This is a genomic window from Pseudomonas sp. FME51 (assembly GCF_014897305.1).
In genome coordinates this window covers 112195-130980 of record NZ_JABUYN010000010.1, presented here as the reverse complement: position 1 = coordinate 130980, position 18786 = coordinate 112195, and the positions used below count along the sequence as shown (strand labels likewise).

The following is an 18786-nucleotide window of genomic DNA, read 5'->3' as shown; positions in this document are numbered from 1 at the left end:
TGCCATGCTGAATCTCGCCGAATACCGCCAGCGTCCCGCGCTACTGGCCGACTGGCTGCCATGGGTCGGGCTGGTCGCGCCGGGCATCGTCTTGAACAAGGATGGATCGTTCCAACGCACGGCCCGTTTTCGCGGGCCAGACCTGGACAGCGCCACGCAGGGCGAACTGATTGCCACGTCGGCGCGACTCAATAACGCGCTACGCCGCCTGGGTTCTGGCTGGGCCTTGTTCGTGGAAGCCGAACGACGCGCTGCCGCGGACTATCCACACTCGGACTTCCCTGAGCCACTGTCCTGGCTGGTGGACGAGGAACGCCGCGCCACCTTCGAGGAATCGGGTAGCCATTTCGAGAGCGGCTACCACCTGACATGGGTGTACCTGCCGCCCGAGGAATCCCGCGCACGGGCGGCCAAGCTGCTGTACGAGAACACGCCCACAAGGGGCGTGGACTGGCGCGGTCGGCTGGACGCCTTTGTCGCGGAAACGGATCGGGTATTCGATCTACTCGACGGCGTGATGCCGGAGGTTGACTGGCTGGACGACTGCCAGACGCTGACCTATCTGCACGCGACCGTCTCGACACGACGCTACCGTGTTGGCGTGCCAGAAGTGCCGTTTCATCTCGATGCGCTGCTGGCTGACTGCGCGCTGGTCGGCGGCCTGACGCCCATGCTGGGCGACCAGCATTTGCGCGTGGTATCCGTGCGCGGCTTTCCGACCTCGACCTGGCCAGGACTGCTGGACGACCTGAACCGCCTTGGTTTCGCTTACCGCTGGAGCACACGGTTTCTGTGCATGGACAAGGCCGAGGCTGAGAAAGAGCTGGGACGCCTGCGCCGCCAGTGGTTCGCCAAGCGCAAGAATGTCATCGCCTTGCTGCGTGAAACCATCTTCCAGCAGGAAAGCCCGCTGGTCGATACCGATGCCAATAACAAGGCGGCTGATGCGGATGCCGCCTTGCAAGAGCTGGGCAGCGATCAGGTGGCTTTTGGTTATGTCACGGCGACGGTGACGGTGCTCGACGACGATGCGGCCCGTGCCGACGAGAAGCTGCGCATGATCGAGCGCGTGATCCAGGGCCGGGGCTTCGTCACGATTCCCGAGACGCTCAATGCCGTCGATGCCTGGTTGTCGTCAATTCCCGGCAATGCCTACGCCAACGTGCGACAGCCCATTATCTCGACGTTGAACTTGGCCCACCTGATGCCGGTGTCGGCGGTGTGGGCCGGCCCCGAGCGCAATGCTCATCTCGATGGGCCGCCCTTGATCGTGACCCGCACCGACGGCGCGACGCCGTTCCGGCTGGTCACGCACATCGGCGACGTGGGCCATACGTTGGTGGTCGGCCCGACCGGCATGGGTAAGTCGGTATTGCTGGCGACGCTGGCTTTGCAGTTCCGTCGCTACCCCGGCTCGCGCATCTTCGCCTTCGACATGGGCCGCTCGATGCGTGCCACCATTCTGGGACTGGGCGGCGAGCATTACGACCTGGGCAATGACGGTGAGGTCGCCTTTCAGCCGCTGGCTCGCATCGACCAGGAGGGCTATCGCACCTGGGCCGCTGAATGGGTCGAAGGTCGGTTGCTGCATGAAGGCGTGGCTATCGGCCCGGATGAGAAAGCGGCCATCTGGTCGGCGTTGGGCAGCCTCGCCGGTGCGCCGGTGGAACAGCGCACGCTCACCGGGCTGTCGGTGCTGCTGCAATCCAATGCGCTGCGCCAGGCACTTGCGCCCTATGTGCTGGGTGGTGCCCACGGCAAGCTGCTCGACGCAGACTCGGATCGGCTGGGTTCCGGTTCCGTGCAGTGCTTTGAGATGGAAGAGCTGATGCACAGCAAGGCGGCGGTGCTGGCCGTGTTGGGCTATCTGTTCGCGCGTTTTGATGAACGCTTTGATGGTGCGCCCACACTGCTGATCCTGGATGAGGCGTGGCTGTTTTTGGATGACCCCGTGTTTGCGGCGCGCATCCGCCAGTGGCTGAAAACCCTGCGCAAGAAAAACGTCAGTGTGATCTTCGCCACACAGAGCCTGGCCGATATCCAGAACTCCAGCATTGCCCCGGCCATCGTGGAGAGCTGCGCCAGCCGCATTTTCCTGCCTAACCCGCAAGCCACCGAACCGCAGATCCGTTCGATCTACCAGAGCTTCGGTTTGAACAGCCGCCAGATCCGCATCGTCGCCGAAGCTGTGCCCAAGCGCGACTACTACTACCAGTCGCGACTGGGTAATCGCCTGTTCGACTTGGACCTGGGACCAGCCACGTTGGCCTTTACCGGTGCTGCCAAGCCGCAAGACCAGCACGACATCGACCGCGTGCTGGCGGACGCCGGCATTCCCGGCTTCGCGGGTGCTTGGCTACGGCATCGCGGCCTGGACTGGGCGGCTGACCTGCTGCTCGCGTTCCCAGGCTTCACGCCGACCACTTCCTCCTTCCTTTCCCACCCACAGGAGAACCTGCCATGAAAACCCCTGTGCTTTCCGTTTCGCTCGCCGTTGCACTGGCTGGCTCGCTGCTGATCGTGCAGCCCGCGACGGCCCTCACCGTGTTCGACCCATCGAACTTTGTGCAGAACACGTTGACCGCCGTGCGCACGTTGGAGCAGATCAATAACCAGATCAACCAGCTCCAGAACGAAGCGCAGATGCTGATGAATCAGGCGCGCAACCTGACCACTCTGGACTTCAATATCGTCAACCGCCTGCGCTCGACGTTGGCCACCACCGAACGGCTCATTGCCGAAGCGCAAGGACTGGCCTATGACGTGACGAATATGGATAGGGAGTTTGCGCGACTCTATCCCGAGCAGTATGCCACCACCGTCAGCGGCGACCAGATGGCCCACGATGCCCGCGAGCGTTGGAAGAACACGCTCGACGGCCTGCACACCGCGATGCGCATGCAGGCGCAGGTATCGCAGAACCTGGCGCAGGACGAAAACGCCTTGACCGATCTGGTCAGCCAGAGCCAATCCGCAACTGGCGCGCTGCAAGCCATGCAGGCGACCAACCAGCTCCTGGCCTTGCAGGCGAAACAGTCCATCCAGGCGCAGCAACTCCAGATCACCCAAGACCGCGCGGCCTCACTGGAGTTGGCGCGGCAGGCGGCGGCAACCGAGCGTGCCCGTGAGGTACGCCGGCGCTTCATGGGTGGCGGCACGCCGTACACGCCACATCCCGTGCAGTTCTACGGCAACTGACGGAGGCGGCCATGCGATGCACTCCCATCCTGCTGATCTTGATGCTGTCGGCGTGCAGCCAGCAGCCGCCCCAGGATCTGGCCGACACGCTCGCCGCCGACCCGGTGCGGCTCACAGCACTGCGTGCGCAGTGCGCGACGGATCGACAGGCCGTGGGTGAAACCGCTTGCCAGGCCGCTGCCGAAGCCTTCCGACGGCGCTTCTTCGCCGGCCAGACCGGGCCGAATGAGTACCACACGCTGACCGAGCTGCCGCCGATTCCATCGAGCTTCGATGAGCCTGTCGGGGAGGACATGCCATGAAGGACGTAACGGTGATTGACCGCTTTCTCGATACGTTCTCGCTCTACATCGACTCCGGCTTTGGCCTGCTTCAAGGCGAAGTCGCGTTTCTGACCGCCACGTTGATCGTCATCGACATGACCATCGCTGGGCTGTACTGGGCGATGAGCCACGCTACCGGTCAGGGGGACGACGTGCTCGCCAAGCTGATCCGCAAGGTGCTCTATGTCGGTGCCTTCGCCTACATCATCGGCAACTTCAATTGGCTGGCAGGCATCGTGTTCCGGTCATTTGCCGGTCTGGGCTTGGTGGCCACCGGCTCGACACTGAGCATGGAGAACTTCTTGCAGCCAGGCCGATTGGCGAAGGTCGGCATTGATGCAGGCGCACCCATTCTGGAGCAGATCGGCGATCTGGCGGGCTTTCCCGAAGTGTTCGTAAACCTCGATCCCATCGTCGTCCTGTTCCTGGCCTGGCTGGTAGTGATCCTGTGCTTCTTCGTGTTGGCGGTGCAGCTTTTTATCACGCTGATCGAGTTCAAGCTGACCACGCTCGCCGGTTTCGTACTGGTGCCGTTTGCCCTGTGGAACAAGACGTCGTTTCTCGCTGAAAAGGTGCTGGGCAACGTCGTGTCCTCGGGCGTCAAGGTGTTGGTGCTGGCGGTAATCGTCGGCATCGGTTCGGGCCTGTTTGCGGAATTTCAGACCGTGCCAGATGAGCCCTCCATCGACCATGCGCTGGTGGTCATGCTGGCTTCGCTAGCGATGCTCGCGCTGGGGATCTTCGGGCCGGGCATTGCCACAGGACTGATCTCTGGCGGACCGCAGCTTGGTGCAGGTGCCATGGCCGGAGCGGCTGTGGCGACCGCTGGGACTGCCGTTGCGATTGGCGCTGCGGCTACGGGTGTCGGCGCGGCGGTAGCCGCTGGAGCGAGGATGGCTCCTGGCGCGGCCCGCATGGCGGCTGGCGGGGCGCGCTCGATGGCCTCCACGGCCAGCAGCGCTAAATCCGCATTCCAGGCTGGTTCAGCAGGTGCCGGAGGCGGCTTCAAAGGCGCAGCCGCAGGCGTGGGCAATGTTGCCAAGACCGGCGCACAGGCGGCTGGGCAGAAGGTTGCTGCCGGGGCCGGTCCAGCGGCTGGTAGCGGTTCTGCCGCACAGGACGGTGAAGGCGCATCCACCAAACAGGCACAACCCGCTTGGGCCAAGCGCTTACATCGTCGCCAACAGATCAGCCAAGCCGCCACGACAGCCGCACACACGCTGCGCGGTGGCGATGGTGGCGGCTCGGGTTCAGGCCCGAGTCTGCGCGATTCCGATTCATGACCTTCGATATCTGACCCTCAAGGAGAACAGCCATGCGATTCAAACGACCGCAGGTGCGTTACGCGGATACACCGCAACCTGCCACCCCGTACCAATCCGCCGCCCAGGTCTGGGACGAGCGCATCGGCTCGGCCCGCGTACAGGCGAAGAACTGGCGGCTGATGGCTTTCGGTTGTCTGGTGCTCGCGCTGTTGATGGCGGGCGGCCTGGTCTGGCGTTCGGCGCAGTCCATCGTCACGCCCTACGTCATCGAAGTGGATCAGGCTGGCCAAGTGCGTACCGTGGGGGAAGCGGCGACACCGTACAAACCCAACGATGCGCAGACCGCGCACCATCTCGCGCGCTTTATTGGTCTGGTGCGCTCGCTGTCCATCGACCCCATCGTGGTGCGACAGAACTGGCTCGATGCCTATGACTACACCACCGACAAGGGCGCGGCGGTGCTCAACGACTACGCGCGCACCAACGACCCGTTCGCCCGCATCGGCAGGGAATCGGTGACGGTGCAGATCACCAGCGTGGTCCGCGCCAGCGACACCTCATTCAACGTGCGCTGGACGGAACGCCGCTACGCCAATGGCGCGGCTGCCGGGCTGGAGCGCTGGACCGCCGTGGTGTCCATCGTCCTGCAAGCCCCGCGCAGCGAAGAACGCCTGCGCCGCAACCCGCTGGGCATCTACGTCAATGGCCTGGCGTGGAGCCGTGAACTGGATTCTTCTGAAGGAGTAAAGCCATGAATGTGGATTTCAGTAAATGCACCTTGCCGCTGATCTTGCTGGCCCTGGCGGGTTGCGCTACGCAGGGCAAGCCAGCGCCGCGTATCACGCTCGATGAACCCGTCGCGGCCCAGATGCTGCCCGAACCACCCAGCCCCATCGAGGTGGTCGCGGTGCCACAACCGCTGGCATTACCCGCGCAGTTGAAACCGCTACCGGAACAGGGGGAACCCAAGCCAGTGCCGGAGCCGGCAGACGAAAAGGTGCGCGTCTCGCGTGCCAATCAGGAAGCGCGCATTGCACCCACCCGCGAGGGTTACATCAATGCGATTCAGGTCTGGCCATTCACCGATGGCGCGCTTTATCAGGTCTATGCCAGTCCGGGCCGCGTGACGGTGGTTTCATTACAGCCGGGCGAGGAACTGGTGACGGTGGCGGCTGGCGACACCGTGCGCTGGATCGTGGGCGACACGTCCAGCGGCAGCGGAGCCGATCTGCGCGTCAATGTGCTGGTGAAACCCATCCGCTCGGGGCTCAAGACCAATCTGGTTATCACCACCAGCCGCAGGACGTACCTGATTGAGCTGACCTCGACTGAAAAAGCGTGGATGGCGTCGGTGTCTTGGGACTACCCTAAGGATCGCATGCTGGCCTTGCAGCGCCAAGCGCAGGCCGCGCAGGCAACCGCGCCGGTCGATACAGGCCTGTCGCTGGAGAGTATTCGCTTCCGCTACGCGATCAGCGGCAGCAATCCGCCCTGGAAACCGGTACGGGCGTTTGACGATGGTGAGAAGGTCTATATCCAGTTTCCGGGTGGTATCGCCCAGGGCGAGCTGCCGCCGCTGTTTGTGATCGGTGCGCAGGGCGATGGCCAACTGGTGAACTACCGCTTCCGCTCGCCGTACTACATCGTGGATCGGCTGTTCGGCGCGGCTGAATTGCGTCTGGGGGCCGACAAGGGCGACGTGGTGCGTATCGAGCGCACGGATGGCGTAGCGCGGAGGAACTGACCATGAGCCAGGACAACCCCGCTGATGTTTCGGTGCCGGACGTGCCACCCAAGGCGGCCCCGGACACCGTAGCGCTGCGTGCTCAGCCGCGTTCGGTGACGCGCTTGAACCGGCGCATGCTCGCCGCGCTTTGCGGCGGCTTATCGGTCGCCATACTGGGGGCACTGATGTGGTCGCTGCAACCGCAGCGGCGTGGGGCCAACGAATCCACCGAGCTTTATAACGTGGATCGCGTGTCACGTTCCGAAGGACTCGACCAGCTACCCTCCGATTATTCCAAGCTGCCGCCGACCTCGCCATCCAGTGTGCCTGAACTGGGTCCACCGCTGCCGGGCGACTTGGGGCCGGCCATCGTGAACTCGCAGCAGCCGGCGATGGCTGGCTATGCGCCACCCGGCCACGACCCGGCCGAGGCGGAACGCCTGGCGCGCTTGAAGGAGGCCGAGGAAGCAGCGGCTTCGTCGGTGTTCTTCCGCACGGGTACGCAAACAGCCGCGCCGGTGGCACAGTCGCAGGTCGAGGCCGCGTCGGGCTTTGCTGCCAATGCAGCCTTCGACCCGCTGGCGGCTGGCCCCGCATCGACGGCAGCCCAGCCGGTCGATCCGACCGCCGTGCAAAACCGGCAAGACCAGAAAGAAACCTTCCTCGCTGGCGGCTCTACGCAAACGCGTAATTCCGGGAATCTGCAAATGCCAGTTTCGCCGTATCAGGTCATGGCTGGCACGGTGATCGCCGGAGCGCTGGTGACGGGCATCAAATCCGACCTGCCGGGCGATGTGATCGCCACGGTGACGGAGCCGGTCTACGACACAGCCACCGGCAAGTTCCTGCTGATTCCACAGGGCTCGCGCATCCTGGGCAAGTACAACAGTCAGGTGAGCTACGGCCAGAGTCGGGTGCAGGTGATGTGGAACCGCATCATCCTGCCGGACACATCGTCGCTCACGCTCGACAACCTAGTGGGCACTGATGCCGCTGGCTACGCCGGTCTGGAGGATGGCGTCGATTGGCACTGGGACCGCATCTTCGCCGGTGCTGTCATGACCACCTTGCTGGGCGTCGGTGCAGAACTAGCCGCGCCGGAGAACCGCCAAGATGGGGATCGCGTCATCATCGCCGGGCGCGACAGTGCGCAGGACAGCATCAATCAGGTCGGGCAGGAGATGACCCGGCGCAACCTCAACATCCAGCCCACGCTGACCGAGCGGCCCGGCCTGCCGGTGCGGATCATCGTCAACAAGGATTTAGTGCTGCGGCCCTACCAACCACTCTTTTTCAATCGAGGCACATCACGATGAACACACCGACCAAAAGATTGCGGCTTGGCCCTTTGCCTCGCCAAGAAGTCACAAAGCTCACCTTCGTATGCCCAGCCAGCCTGAAAGCCGACTTGGAGCGCTATGCCGCGCTGCATGCGCAGACCTACGGTGAGGTGGTCGATGTCGTGACGCTGATTCCGTACATGCTGGACGCGTTCATGGCGGGGGATCGAGGATTCAAGAAGAAAACCTCCTGATTCCAGGGCGACAGGCACCTTTAATGATTAAATGGTATTTATAAGTTGCAAGGAAATATGCAGAATTGTCATGACATGAATTCTGAAGCCTTGCTTGTTCGGAAGACCCCTTGGACGCCGCCTCGATGCCTGCCACACACAAGACACTTCACCTCATTCCAGACACTAATGTGTTCATGCAATGCAGGCACCTTCACGAGTTACCTTGGAGTACGGCATTTCCAGAATGGGATGCCATTGTCGTCGTGCTTGTTGCACCCGTAATAAGGGAAATTGATAGGCAAAAAGGAGGACAGGGCCGTTTGGCTAAACGCGCGCGAACCGCCAATAGCCTAATTGGCCGACTCATTGACTCACCTGACGTTGAACTTTCAGGCGAGGGGGAGCGGCCGACAGTAACCTTAGTTGCTGTGCCCGAGCTCAGGCCAGATCCCTCTCTTCAAGACGACTTAGATTACACCCAGGCTGATGATTCCATCGTGGGCATCGTTTCAGCGTTTCTAAATGCTCAAGAAGGGCGGCAGGTTGCCCTTTTATCGAATGACAATGGGCCATTGATGAGTGCGCGTCGTGCAAGCGTTCCGTTTTATCGGGTGCCGTCAGATTGGCTGCTTCCTGCGGAGGGTGACGAGGATCAAAAGCGCCTACGAGCGCTGGAGGGGGAAGTCAAACGCTTGAAAAGTGCTGAGCCGATGTGCGTTATCCGGCCACATGAGGAACCATGGGAGTTCGGTGCGGAGCGCTTCCAGCCTTTGACGGAAGAACAAATACAATCATTGATGGCGACGTTTAAGGAACGATTTCCAGCGGCAACTGATTTCGGCTCACGAGAAAAAGCAGAGCACCGTCCAGGACTCGGACTAAGCGGACTTTATACACTTTATGGACGGGAAGAGTTCGTCCCCGCGTCCGATGACGAAATAGCTCTCTACCAGAATGAGCAATATCCAGATTGGCTGTCGCGCTGTGAGACATGTTTCCGCGAATTGCATCACCAACTCCACAATGCTCAAGAACTGCCAAGAATCGAAGTGGATTTGCTCAACGAAGGTTCACGCCCTGCTGAAGGAGTGAGGGTGGTATTTTATCTTCGTGGTGGTGGCTTATTGCTGAAGCTGCCTCAAGAAGACGATGTGTCGGAGAGTCTTGATGGCGACGGAAATCTAAGTGGAGAAATTGAAATAGGCAGCCCTCGCATTGCACTGCCACGTCCGCCGTCTGCACCAACTGGCCATTGGAAGAGAACTAGTGTCAGTGGTTTGATGGGAGCAATGGAGCAAGCAGCGAGGCTGTCCTCAATGGTGCGCCCCCTAACGCCTCTTATCAATCCCCCCGCGTTTCCTACTCCCCGCGAACCCGATGCCTTCTATTGGAAAACGGGGTCACGTCCGGCACACCCAAGGCCTGGGACTGAGCTCACCTGCGAACAATGGCGGCACCGTGCAGAGCCCGAATCGTTTGAATTCGAGATTATTTCACCACTTGATAGGGATGGCTGTATAGGGGCGTTGCATGTGGAAATTCATGCATCCAATCTTACAGACCCCATCAAGAAGGCAATCCCGATTAGGGTGTTTGTCAGGATAGGGAACACTTGGGAAAAGGCGACCGAACTGATCGAGCAACTCGGCTAATTCAGTGGCGTGAAGGTGTGAGCTATGATGGCTGCGCGTCTGCCTGTGCTTTGCAAAACTTCGCCGCTACAGTGCGCCCCGGCTTGCTTTCCCAAGGCTCTTATGTGGCTCCCAGCCCACAACGCCGCATCCCCTGCAAGCGGCACGAAGCAGAGCTAACCTATTGCCCCGTATATGATTTCAAGCCCCGCGTGATTTGCACGAAAGGCTTGACGCTGGCCATTTTTTATGGGCCGATTTTGATGCCGCCGGAGTTGCTCGCGCTGGCTTCTTGACCTGGATCAAGTGGAACGCTCGGCCTGCGACACCATGTCTCATGAAACCCTGAAAAAACCCCGTGGCGAGTAGCTTTGACTCGCCATGCTCTTTATACTTAACGGGATTTTTTGGTCGGGGTCGTGGTCGCGTTGTTGATTCTCCTCCTGTCAGGTTCAGCGGGGCCGATTGGGCGCTCCAAGCGTCAGCCATTACCCTTAACAACTCCCTATGTGATTAGGCTATTCGTATGATAAATATCAAACGGGGCTTGGATTTGCCAATCACCGGCTCACCCGAGCAACGTATTGAGGACGCCCGTCCAGTTAGAAGCGTTGCAGTCATAGGTTTCGATTACCACGGTATGAAACCTACGATGGAAGTGCAGGCCGGCGATCGGGTGCAAGCAGGACAGATCCTGTTCAGTGACAAGAAAACACCTGGCGTGCTCTACACGGCGCCTGTCAGCGGGGTGGTCAGCGCGGTCAATCGCGGTGAAAAGCGGGTGCTGCAGTCCGTCGTGATCGATGTCGAAGGCGATGACGCCATTGACTTCGGCAGCCATGCTGCCGACAGTCTGGAAGGGATTGACCCGCAATCCGTGCGCGAGAAGCTCATACGCTCAGGTCTCTGGACTGCTCTGCGTACCCGCCCATACAGCAAGGTGCCGGCGGTAGACGCTACGCCCATCTCTATTTTCGTCACCGCTATCGACACCCATCCGCTCGCTGCCGACCCGGCTGTCGTGCTGCAATCGTGTGCTGCGGATTTCGAGAATGGCCTGAGAGTGCTGGCGCGATTGTCTGGTGTCTGGCTGTGCAAGGCTGAGGGTGCGGCGATTCCCGGCGAGAATGTTGCCGGTGTGCGTACTGAAAGTTTTGCCGGTCCGCATCCGGCTGGTCTGCCGGGTACCCACATCCACATGCTGGCCCCGGTCAGTGAGAGCCGTCAGGCCTGGCATATAAACTATCAGGACGTGGTTGCCATCGGCCGGTTGTTCACCACCGGTAAACTGTCGGTGGAACGCGTCGTCGCGCTCGGCGGTCCGCAGGTGGAGCGTCCACGTCTGCTACGCACTGTCCTCGGCGCCAGTCTGGAAGAGCTGGTCGCCGGTGAAATGAAGCCAGGCAACAACCGCGTCATTTCCGGTTCCGTGCTGGGTGGCCGGGTGGCCCGCGGTGCGGCAATGTATCTGGGGCGCTACCATCTGCAGGTCTCGGTGTTGCTGGAAGGCAATTACCGTGAAATGCTGCATTACCTGCGCGCCGGCACTGAGAAACATTCGATCCTGAATATCTTCATCTCGAAGCTGTCCCCCTCCAAATTGTTCAACTTCACCACCAGCACCAACGGCAGTCCGCGGGCTATGATCCCGGTCGGCAATTATGAAGAAGTCATGCCGCTGGACATTCTGCCCACGCAATTACTGCGGTCGCTGATCGTTGGTGATACCGAGGTGGCCCAGAAGCTCGGCTGTCTGGAGCTGGATGAAGAGGATCTGGCCCTGTGCAGCTATGTCTGTGCCGGCAAGTACGAATATGGCCCGATCCTGCGTGACAATCTCACGCGCATTGAGAAGGAGGGTTGATCAATGGGACTGCGCAGTTTTCTTGACAAGATCGAGCATCATTTTGAAAAGGGCGGTAAGCACGAAAAGTGGTATGCGCTTTACGAAGCAGCCGATACTTTTCTGTACAAGCCCTCAAGCGTAACCAGAACCACTGCTCACGTGCGTGACGGCATCGACCTCAAGCGCATGATGATCACTGTCTGGTTGTGTACTTTTCCAGCCATGTTCTTCGGTATGTGGAACGTCGGCTTCCAGGCCAACAACATTTTTGCGGTCAATCCTGAATTGCTGGCGGATCAGGACAACTGGCGTATTGGCGTGATCGCCATGTTCGCCGGGTTTGACCCGGGCAGCATATGGGACAATATAGTCCACGGTGCCACCTGGTTCGTGCCTATCTACGCGGTGACCTTCATCGTCGGCGGTTTCTGGGAAGTATTGTTCGCTTCCATCCGCAAGCATGAAGTAAACGAAGGTTTCTTCGTTACCTCGGTGCTCTTCGCGCTGATCGTGCCGCCGAGTATTCCGCTGTGGCAGGTCGCCCTGGGCATCAGCTTCGGTGTGGTCATCGGCAAGGAGATTTTCGGTGGTACCGGGAAGAACTTCCTCAACCCGGCACTGACCGGTCGCGCCTTCCTGTTCTTTGCCTATCCGGCGCAGCTTTCGGGTGATGCGGTCTGGACCGCGGTTGATGGCTTCGCTGGCGCTACTGCGCTGAGCATGGTTAGTGCCGGCGGTGTTGATGCGCTGATCAGTGGTGGTTTGAGCTGGATGGACGCCTTCATCGGCACCATGCACGGCTCCATTGGTGAAACCAGTACCCTGGCGATCTTCATTGGTGGTGCGGTATTGCTGATGACCAAGATCGCTTCCTGGCGCATTGTCGCCGGGGTGATGATCGGCATGATCGCGCTGAGCATGCTGTTCAACGCCCTAGGCTCGGATACCAACCCGATGTTCTCCATGCCCTGGTATTGGCACATGGTCACCGGTGGTTTTGCCTTCGGCATGATCTTCATGGCGACCGACCCGGTGTCCGCCTCGATGACCAATCTCGGCAAGTGGATTTTCGGTGCGCTGATCGGCGTCATGGTAGTCCTGATCCGCGTGGTCAACCCGGCCTTCCCGGAAGGCATGATGCTGGCGATCCTGTTCGCCAACCTGTGTGCACCGCTGATCGATCATTTCATCGTTCAAGCCAATATCAAGCGGAGGCTGGCGCGCAATGTCTAGTCAAAGAGAATCCACTGCCCGTACGCTGGTGGTAGCCCTGCTGGTGTGTCTGGTCTGTTCCGTATTTGTGGCTGGCGCGGCAGTCGCGCTGCGGCCGATTCAGATCGAGAACAGCTTGCTGGACAAACAGCGCAATATCCTGGCTATTGCTGGTCTCGGAAATGCTTCCATGAGCGGATCCGAAGTCAAGACCCTGTTCAATGAGCGCATTGTTGCTCGTCTGGTTGATCTGGAAACCGGAAAGTTCAGCGATGAGTTCGATGCACAGACCTTTGATCCACTGGCGGCTGCAAAGGACCCGGCACTGTCGGAGAATCTGTCCGGCGCTGAAGATGTTGCCTCGATCAATCGGCGTGAAAACTACAGCGTAGTGTATATGGTTGAAAACGATGAACAGCAGATGGAAACCCTGATTCTGCCCGTTCGCGGCTATGGTTTGTGGTCAACGCTGCACGGCTTCATGGCCTTGCAGGGTGACCTGAACACGGTTCAGGGTTTCGGCTTTTACCAGCATGCCGAGACTCCCGGCCTGGGAGGGGAAGTGGATAACCCCAACTGGCGTGGATTGTGGCCTGGCAAGGAAGTTTTCAATGACGAAGGTCAGCTGGCCATTCGCGTAATCAAAGGCAGTGTCGACTCTGCCAATCCGAATGCCGATCATCAGATTGACGGTCTGGCCGGGGCAACGCTGACAGCCAACGGGGTCAACAACCTGTTGCAGTACTGGCTGGGCGAGAATGGCTTCGGTTCCTTTATTGATAACCTGCGCTCAGGGGAGGCTTGATCATGTCAAAGCCGACAATCAAACAGGTCCTGCTGGACCCGATTTTCAATAACAACCCCATTGGCCTGCAGATCCTCGGGATCTGCTCGGCCCTTGCGGTCACCTCGAACCTGAATACCGCGCTGGTGATGAGTATCGCCCTGACGCTGGTGACCGGGTTCTCCAACCTGTTCATCTCGATGATCCGTAGCCAGATCCCCAACTCGATCCGCATGATCGTGCAGATGGTCATCATTGCCTCGCTGGTGATTCTGGTTGATCAGGTACTCAAGGCCTACGCCTATTCGCTGTCCAAACAGCTGTCGGTATTCGTGGGTCTGATTATCACCAACTGTATCGTGATGGGGCGTGCAGAAGCCTTCGCCATGCAGAACCCACCGGTGCTGTCGTTCTTCGACGGTATCGGCAACGGTCTGGGTTACAGCATCATGCTGATCGGCCTGGGTATCGTGCGCGAGCTGTTCGGTGCCGGCAAACTGATGGGTTACACCATCATTCCAGTGGTCAATGATGGCGGTTGGTATATGCCTAATGGTCTGCTGCTGCTACCACCGTCTGCGTTCTTCCTGATTGGTCTGTTCATCTGGGCTCTACGGGTATGGAAGAAGGAGCAGGTGGAAGCACCTGACTTCCGTATAGCCCCGCAGGTTTCCAAGCAGGAGGCATACTAATGGAGCATTACATCAGCCTGTTCGTCAAAGCCGTGTTCGTGGAGAACATGGCGCTGGCGTTCTTTCTCGGCATGTGTACCTTCATTGCCATTTCCAAGAAGGTAGAGACGGCTATCGGTCTGGGCATTGCGGTCATCGTGGTGCAGGCCATCACCGTGCCGGCCAACAACCTGATTTATACCTATCTGCTCAAGGATGGGGCGCTGGCCTGGGCCGGTCTGCCTGACGTGGACCTCAGCTTCCTCGGTCTGCTGAGTTACATCGGTGTGATCGCGGCTATCGTGCAGATTCTCGAGATGCTGCTGGACAAGTTCGTACCCGCACTCTACAACGCGCTGGGCGTGTTTCTGCCACTGATCACGGTGAACTGCGCCATCATGGGCGGCACCTTGTTCATGGTGGAGCGGGACTACAACCTGTCCGAGAGTGTGGTTTATGGCTTCGCTTCCGGCACGTCCTGGGCTCTGGCGATTGCACTGTTGGCGGCCATCCGCGAGAAGCTCAAGTACAGCGATGTTCCCGAAGGACTGCAGGGCCTGGGCATCACCTTCATTACAATTGGACTGATGTCGCTGGGCTTCATGTCTTTCTCTGGCGTACAGCTGTAAGAATGGAGTGAGCAGATGAACTATGAAATTTTTCTCGCCATTGGCATGTTCACGGCCATCGTGCTGGCGCTGGTGGTAGTGATTCTCATCGCCCGTTCCAAGCTGGTGAGCAGCGGCGATGTGAGCATCGAGATCAACGGCGAGCGCACCATCACGGTGCCGGCGGGTGACAAGTTGCTGGGGACCCTGGCGTCCAATGGCATCTTCCTGTCATCGGCCTGTGGCGGCGGTGGTACCTGTGCCCAGTGCAAGTGCGTGGTGGAAACGGGTGGCGGCGAAATGTTGCCGACCGAAGAGTCGCACTTCACTCGGCGTGAGGCCAAGGAAGGCTGGCGCCTGTCCTGCCAGACTCCGGTCAAGCAGGATATGAAGATCGAGATTCCGGAAGAGATTTTCGGGGTCAAGAAGTGGGAGTGCGAAGTTGAGTCCAATCCCAACGTCGCGACTTTCATCAAGGAGCTGACCCTGCGTCTGCCCGAAGGTGAGAACGTCAACTTTCGCGCTGGCGGCTATGTGCAGCTCGAGTGTCCGCCGCATACGGTCAATTACAAGGATTTCGATATTCAGCCGGAATTCCAGAGTGATTGGGACAAGTTCGATGTTTGGCGTTACGTGTCCAAGGTTGATGAGACGGTTATTCGGGCCTATTCCATGGCCAATTACCCGGAAGAGCGCGGTATCGTCAAATTCAACATTCGTGTGGCCACGCCGCCGCCTGGTCGGGATGATGTTCCGCCGGGGCAAATGTCATCCTATGTGTTCAATCTGAAACCGGGTGACAAGATCACGGTGTACGGACCCTTTGGTGACTTCTTTGCCAAGGATACCGATGCGGAAATGGTGTTCGTCGGCGGCGGGGCCGGTATGGCGCCAATGCGTTCGCACATCATGGATCAGCTACTGCGCATCAAGACCAAGCGCAAGATATCGTTCTGGTATGGCGCACGCTCGGTGCGCGAGGCTTTCTACGTCGAGGAATACGACAAGCTGGCCGAAGAGCATGACAACTTCGAGTGGCACCTGGCATTGTCTGACGCGCTGCCGGAAGACAACTGGACCGGACCTACCGGCTTTATCCACAACGTGCTGTTCGAGAACTATCTCAAGGACCATCCAGCACCAGAGGATTGCGAGTTCTATATGTGCGGGCCGCCGATGATGAACGCGTCGGTGATCCAGCTGCTTGAGGATATGGGGGTTGAACCCGAGAATATCCTGCTTGATGATTTTGGCGGCTAGCATGTGGCGTCGCGTAGTCCGGCCCGTCGGTGTTGCTGCTTTGGCAGCGGCCCTGACGGGCTGTTTCAATTCTGCCGAGTCGGTTTCCGAAATATACGGCTCAACCATGGGCAGCAGCTATTCGATAAAATGGGTTGGCTCGGATCGTAGCCCTGAACCGGCTGAGGTCATGGCCTCGGTCGATGCGCTGCTTGAGGAATTCGAAAGCCTCGCGTCCACCTGGCGACCGACCTCCGAGCTGTCCCGTTTCAACGCAGCACCTGCCGGCACCTGCCAGGTCATGCCCCAGATGATACTGGATATTGTGGTCTTGGCTGAGAGGCTGCATCAGCAGAGCGGAGGGAGTTTCGATCTGACGCTCGCTCCTTTGCTGCAGCTATGGGGGTTCCATGGCGGTGATGCCCAATACGTACCGGATGATCAGCAGTTGGCCGAGGCCGTGGCGCGCACTGGTCATGAGCATCTGCACATCCGCGACGGGCAGCTGTGCAAGGACACTGCGTTGCAGCTTGATATCAGCGGTATTGCCGCTGGCTACATGATCGATCAGGTGGTGGAACACCTGGCGGACATGGGTATCAAAGATTATATGGTGGAGATTACCGGCGAGCTGAAGGCCGATGGCAGTAAACCGGGTGGCAGGCCTTGGCGTATCGCCGTGGAAGAGCCACGCGACGACAGCCGGGTGGCTCAGGTGATATTGCCACTACGTGGCTTCGGGGTATCCACTTCCGGTGACTATCGGAATTATTTCGAACACGAAGGTCGTCGTTACTCGCACACCTTCGACCCGATCAACGGTAAGCCGGTGATGCATGACCTGGCGGCGGTGACGGTTCTGCATCCCTCTGCTGCCTGGGCGGATGGCTTGTCCACGGTCCTGCTGGTCATGGGATCGGAGGTCGGGTGGGAGTATGCTGTCAGACACGAGCTTCCGGCGTTGTTCGTTATTCGTAAAGGGGATGGCTTCGTTTCCAGAAGTACGCCCCAGTTCATCGCTCTGCAACAGAGCAAGGAGTAAATCATGGTTTGGGTACTGGCTTTTGCGGTGATGCTGTTATGCGTCGCCGGTATGGCTGTTGGTGTCATGATGGGACGCCCGCCGATCGCGGGTTCCTGCGGTGGGATCGGTGCGGCTGGGGTGGACAGTAGCTGCGGCATCTGTGGCGGTAACCCCAAAAAATGCGATGACTCTCGGCAGGACACCGGTTCGACTGGCGCAGCGGCACTCGCTTACGACGCAACACAGAGCAAATCAGAACGTAAGTGAGGCGTGGCGAGACATATTCAGTATTGTTACAGGACCGAAATTGAATGGCTGTTTATAACTATGATGTGGTGGTGCTGGGTTCCGGCCCAGCAGGCGAAGGGGCTGCGGTCAATGCGGCCAAACACGGACGTCGGGTGGCGGTAGTCGAAGAGCGCAAGATGGTAGGGGGTAACTGTACCCATTTGGGAACTATCCCTTCCAAGGCATTACGCTATTCGGTCAAGCAGATCATTCATTTCAACACCAATCCGATGTTCCGCGTGATTGGTGAGCCGCGGGCGTTCTCTTTTCCTGACGTCCTCAAGAGTGCCGAGAAGGTCATCACCCGGCAGGTCACGTCGCGTAACAGTTACTACGCTCGCAATCGTATTGATCTGTTCTTCGGCAAGGGCAGCTTTTCCGACGAGCACACCATTGAACTGGTTAACTCAGAGGGTGCGGTTGATCGCCTGATAGCGCAGGAAGTCATCATAGCGACCGGCTCCAGCCCTTATCGCCCGGCGGATATCAACTTCAACCATCCGCGTATCTATGACAGCGATACCATTCTCAAGCTCAATCACACCCCGCGTAACCTGATCATTTACGGGGCGGGCGTGATTGGCTGCGAATATGCGTCGATCTTCTGTGGGCTCGGCGTGAAGGTGGATCTGATCAATAACCGCGACCGCCTGCTGAGCTTTTTGGATGACGAGATCTCGGACGCACTGAGTTATCACCTGCGCAATAACACCGTGCTTATTCGCCACAATGAAGAATACGAGAAAATCGAAGGTCTGGATGGCAGTGGGGTTGTGCTGCACCTGAAGTCAGGCAAGAAGATCAAGGCTGATGCGCTGCTCTGGTGTAATGGTCGCTCTGGCAACACTGCCGGCTTGGGTCTGGAAAACGTTGGACTGCAGGTTAACAGCCGCGGTCAGGTATTGGTGGATGAAAATTACCGCACCAGCGTGCCTAATATCTACGCGGCCGGGGATGTCATCGGCTGGCCGAGTCTGGCCAGTGCGGCCTTCGACCAGGGGCGCTCGGCTGCCGGTAATATCGTCGAGAATGACAGCTGGCGTTTCGTCAATGATGTGCCAACCGGTATCTACACCATCCCGGAAATCAGCTCATTGGGTAAAACTGAAAGTGAGTTGACCAGTGAGAAGGTGCCCTACGAAGTCGGTCAGGCGTTTTTCAAGAGCATGGCTCGAGCGCAGATCAGCAGCGAGCCGGTAGGCATGCTGAAGGTTCTGTTTCATCGTGAAACACTGCAGGTGTTGGGTATTCACTGCTTTGGTGACCAGGCATCCGAGATCGTGCATATTGGTCAGGCGATCATGAGCCAGGAAGGGGAGGCCAATACCATCAAGTATTTCGTCAACACTACCTTCAACTATCCGACCATGGCTGAAGCCTATCGGGTAGCGGCACTGGACGGACTCGGCCGCCTGTTCTGACGCTCAGGCGCGCAACGCTGTGTCGATTCCACCT

General features: G+C 59.2%; 19 protein-coding genes. All 19 read left to right on the top strand.

Features of this window, described 5'->3' with window-relative positions:
* Positions 1-4: 4 nt before the first annotated feature.
* The 19 genes from trbE to sthA all read left to right on the top strand — a co-directional run bounded on the left by trbE (position 5) and on the right by sthA (position 18752).
* Entirely contained in the window at positions 5-2464 is a 2460-nt protein-coding gene (trbE, locus tag INT39_RS16990; protein WP_193075183.1) for a conjugal transfer protein TrbE, read from the top strand.
* The gene (trbJ, locus tag INT39_RS16985; RefSeq protein WP_193075182.1) at positions 2461-3198 is read left to right on the top strand and encodes a P-type conjugative transfer protein TrbJ; all 738 of its coding nucleotides are present in this window, start codon (positions 2461-2463) and stop codon (positions 3196-3198) included. Before trbE ends, trbJ begins: the two co-directional genes overlap by 4 nt.
* Positions 3199-3209: 11 nt before the next feature.
* Positions 3210-3500, top strand: a complete 291-nt coding sequence (locus INT39_RS16980) for an NlpC/P60 family N-terminal domain-containing protein (RefSeq protein ID WP_193075181.1) — start codon at positions 3210-3212, stop codon at positions 3498-3500.
* Positions 3497-4804 (top strand): P-type conjugative transfer protein TrbL, encoded by a 1308-nt coding sequence (trbL, locus tag INT39_RS16975; RefSeq protein ID WP_193075180.1) that lies wholly within the window; start codon positions 3497-3499, stop codon positions 4802-4804. Before INT39_RS16980 ends, trbL begins: the two co-directional genes overlap by 4 nt.
* 32 nt (positions 4805-4836) lie before the next feature.
* Complete coding sequence (trbF, locus tag INT39_RS16970; protein ID WP_193075179.1) at positions 4837-5541, top strand: conjugal transfer protein TrbF; 705 nt, start codon at positions 4837-4839, stop codon at positions 5539-5541.
* A complete protein-coding gene (gene trbG / locus INT39_RS16965) occupies positions 5538-6530 on the top strand; it encodes a P-type conjugative transfer protein TrbG (protein ID WP_193075178.1) in 993 nt (330 codons plus the stop codon). Before trbF ends, trbG begins: the two co-directional genes overlap by 4 nt.
* 2 nt (positions 6531-6532) lie before the next feature.
* Positions 6533-7828: a TrbI/VirB10 family protein gene (locus tag INT39_RS16960; protein WP_193075177.1), complete on the top strand. Its 1296-nt coding sequence runs from the start codon at positions 6533-6535 to the stop codon at positions 7826-7828.
* A complete protein-coding gene (locus INT39_RS16955; RefSeq protein WP_193075176.1) occupies positions 7825-8046 on the top strand; it encodes a DUF2274 domain-containing protein in 222 nt (73 codons plus the stop codon). Before INT39_RS16960 ends, INT39_RS16955 begins: the two co-directional genes overlap by 4 nt.
* Positions 8047-8156: 110 nt before the next feature.
* Entirely contained in the window at positions 8157-9680 is a 1524-nt protein-coding gene (locus tag INT39_RS16950) for a PIN domain-containing protein (RefSeq protein WP_193075175.1), read from the top strand.
* Between the two features lie 17 nt (positions 9681-9697).
* Entirely contained in the window at positions 9698-9955 is a 258-nt protein-coding gene (locus tag INT39_RS16945; protein WP_193075174.1) for a hypothetical protein, read from the top strand.
* 230 nt (positions 9956-10185) lie between these two features.
* A complete protein-coding gene (locus INT39_RS16940) occupies positions 10186-11523 on the top strand; it encodes a Na(+)-translocating NADH-quinone reductase subunit A (RefSeq protein WP_193075173.1) in 1338 nt (445 codons plus the stop codon).
* Positions 11524-11526: 3 nt separating this feature from the next.
* Entirely contained in the window at positions 11527-12738 is a 1212-nt protein-coding gene (locus INT39_RS16935; RefSeq protein WP_193075172.1) for an NADH:ubiquinone reductase (Na(+)-transporting) subunit B, read from the top strand.
* The gene (locus INT39_RS16930) at positions 12731-13522 is read left to right on the top strand and encodes a Na(+)-translocating NADH-quinone reductase subunit C (RefSeq protein WP_193075171.1); all 792 of its coding nucleotides are present in this window, start codon (positions 12731-12733) and stop codon (positions 13520-13522) included. The genes INT39_RS16935 and INT39_RS16930 overlap by 8 nt, the downstream gene beginning before the upstream one ends.
* Before the next feature lie 2 nt (positions 13523-13524).
* Entirely contained in the window at positions 13525-14193 is a 669-nt protein-coding gene (locus tag INT39_RS16925; RefSeq protein ID WP_413468940.1) for an NADH:ubiquinone reductase (Na(+)-transporting) subunit D, read from the top strand.
* Positions 14193-14801, top strand: a complete 609-nt coding sequence (nqrE, locus tag INT39_RS16920; RefSeq protein WP_193075169.1) for an NADH:ubiquinone reductase (Na(+)-transporting) subunit E — start codon at positions 14193-14195, stop codon at positions 14799-14801. Before INT39_RS16925 ends, nqrE begins: the two co-directional genes overlap by 1 nt.
* 15 nt (positions 14802-14816) lie before the next feature.
* Complete coding sequence (gene nqrF, locus INT39_RS16915) at positions 14817-16040, top strand: NADH:ubiquinone reductase (Na(+)-transporting) subunit F (protein WP_193075168.1); 1224 nt, start codon at positions 14817-14819, stop codon at positions 16038-16040.
* A gap of 1 nt (position 16041) precedes the next feature.
* Complete coding sequence (locus INT39_RS16910; RefSeq protein ID WP_193075167.1) at positions 16042-17061, top strand: FAD:protein FMN transferase; 1020 nt, start codon at positions 16042-16044, stop codon at positions 17059-17061.
* Between the two features lie 3 nt (positions 17062-17064).
* Entirely contained in the window at positions 17065-17310 is a 246-nt protein-coding gene (gene nqrM / locus INT39_RS16905; protein ID WP_193075166.1) for a (Na+)-NQR maturation NqrM, read from the top strand.
* A 44-nt stretch (positions 17311-17354) separates the two neighbouring features.
* Positions 17355-18752, top strand: coding sequence for a Si-specific NAD(P)(+) transhydrogenase (gene sthA / locus INT39_RS16900; RefSeq protein ID WP_193075165.1), 1398 nt, complete (start codon positions 17355-17357; stop codon positions 18750-18752).
* Positions 18753-18786: the final 34 nt, after the last annotated feature.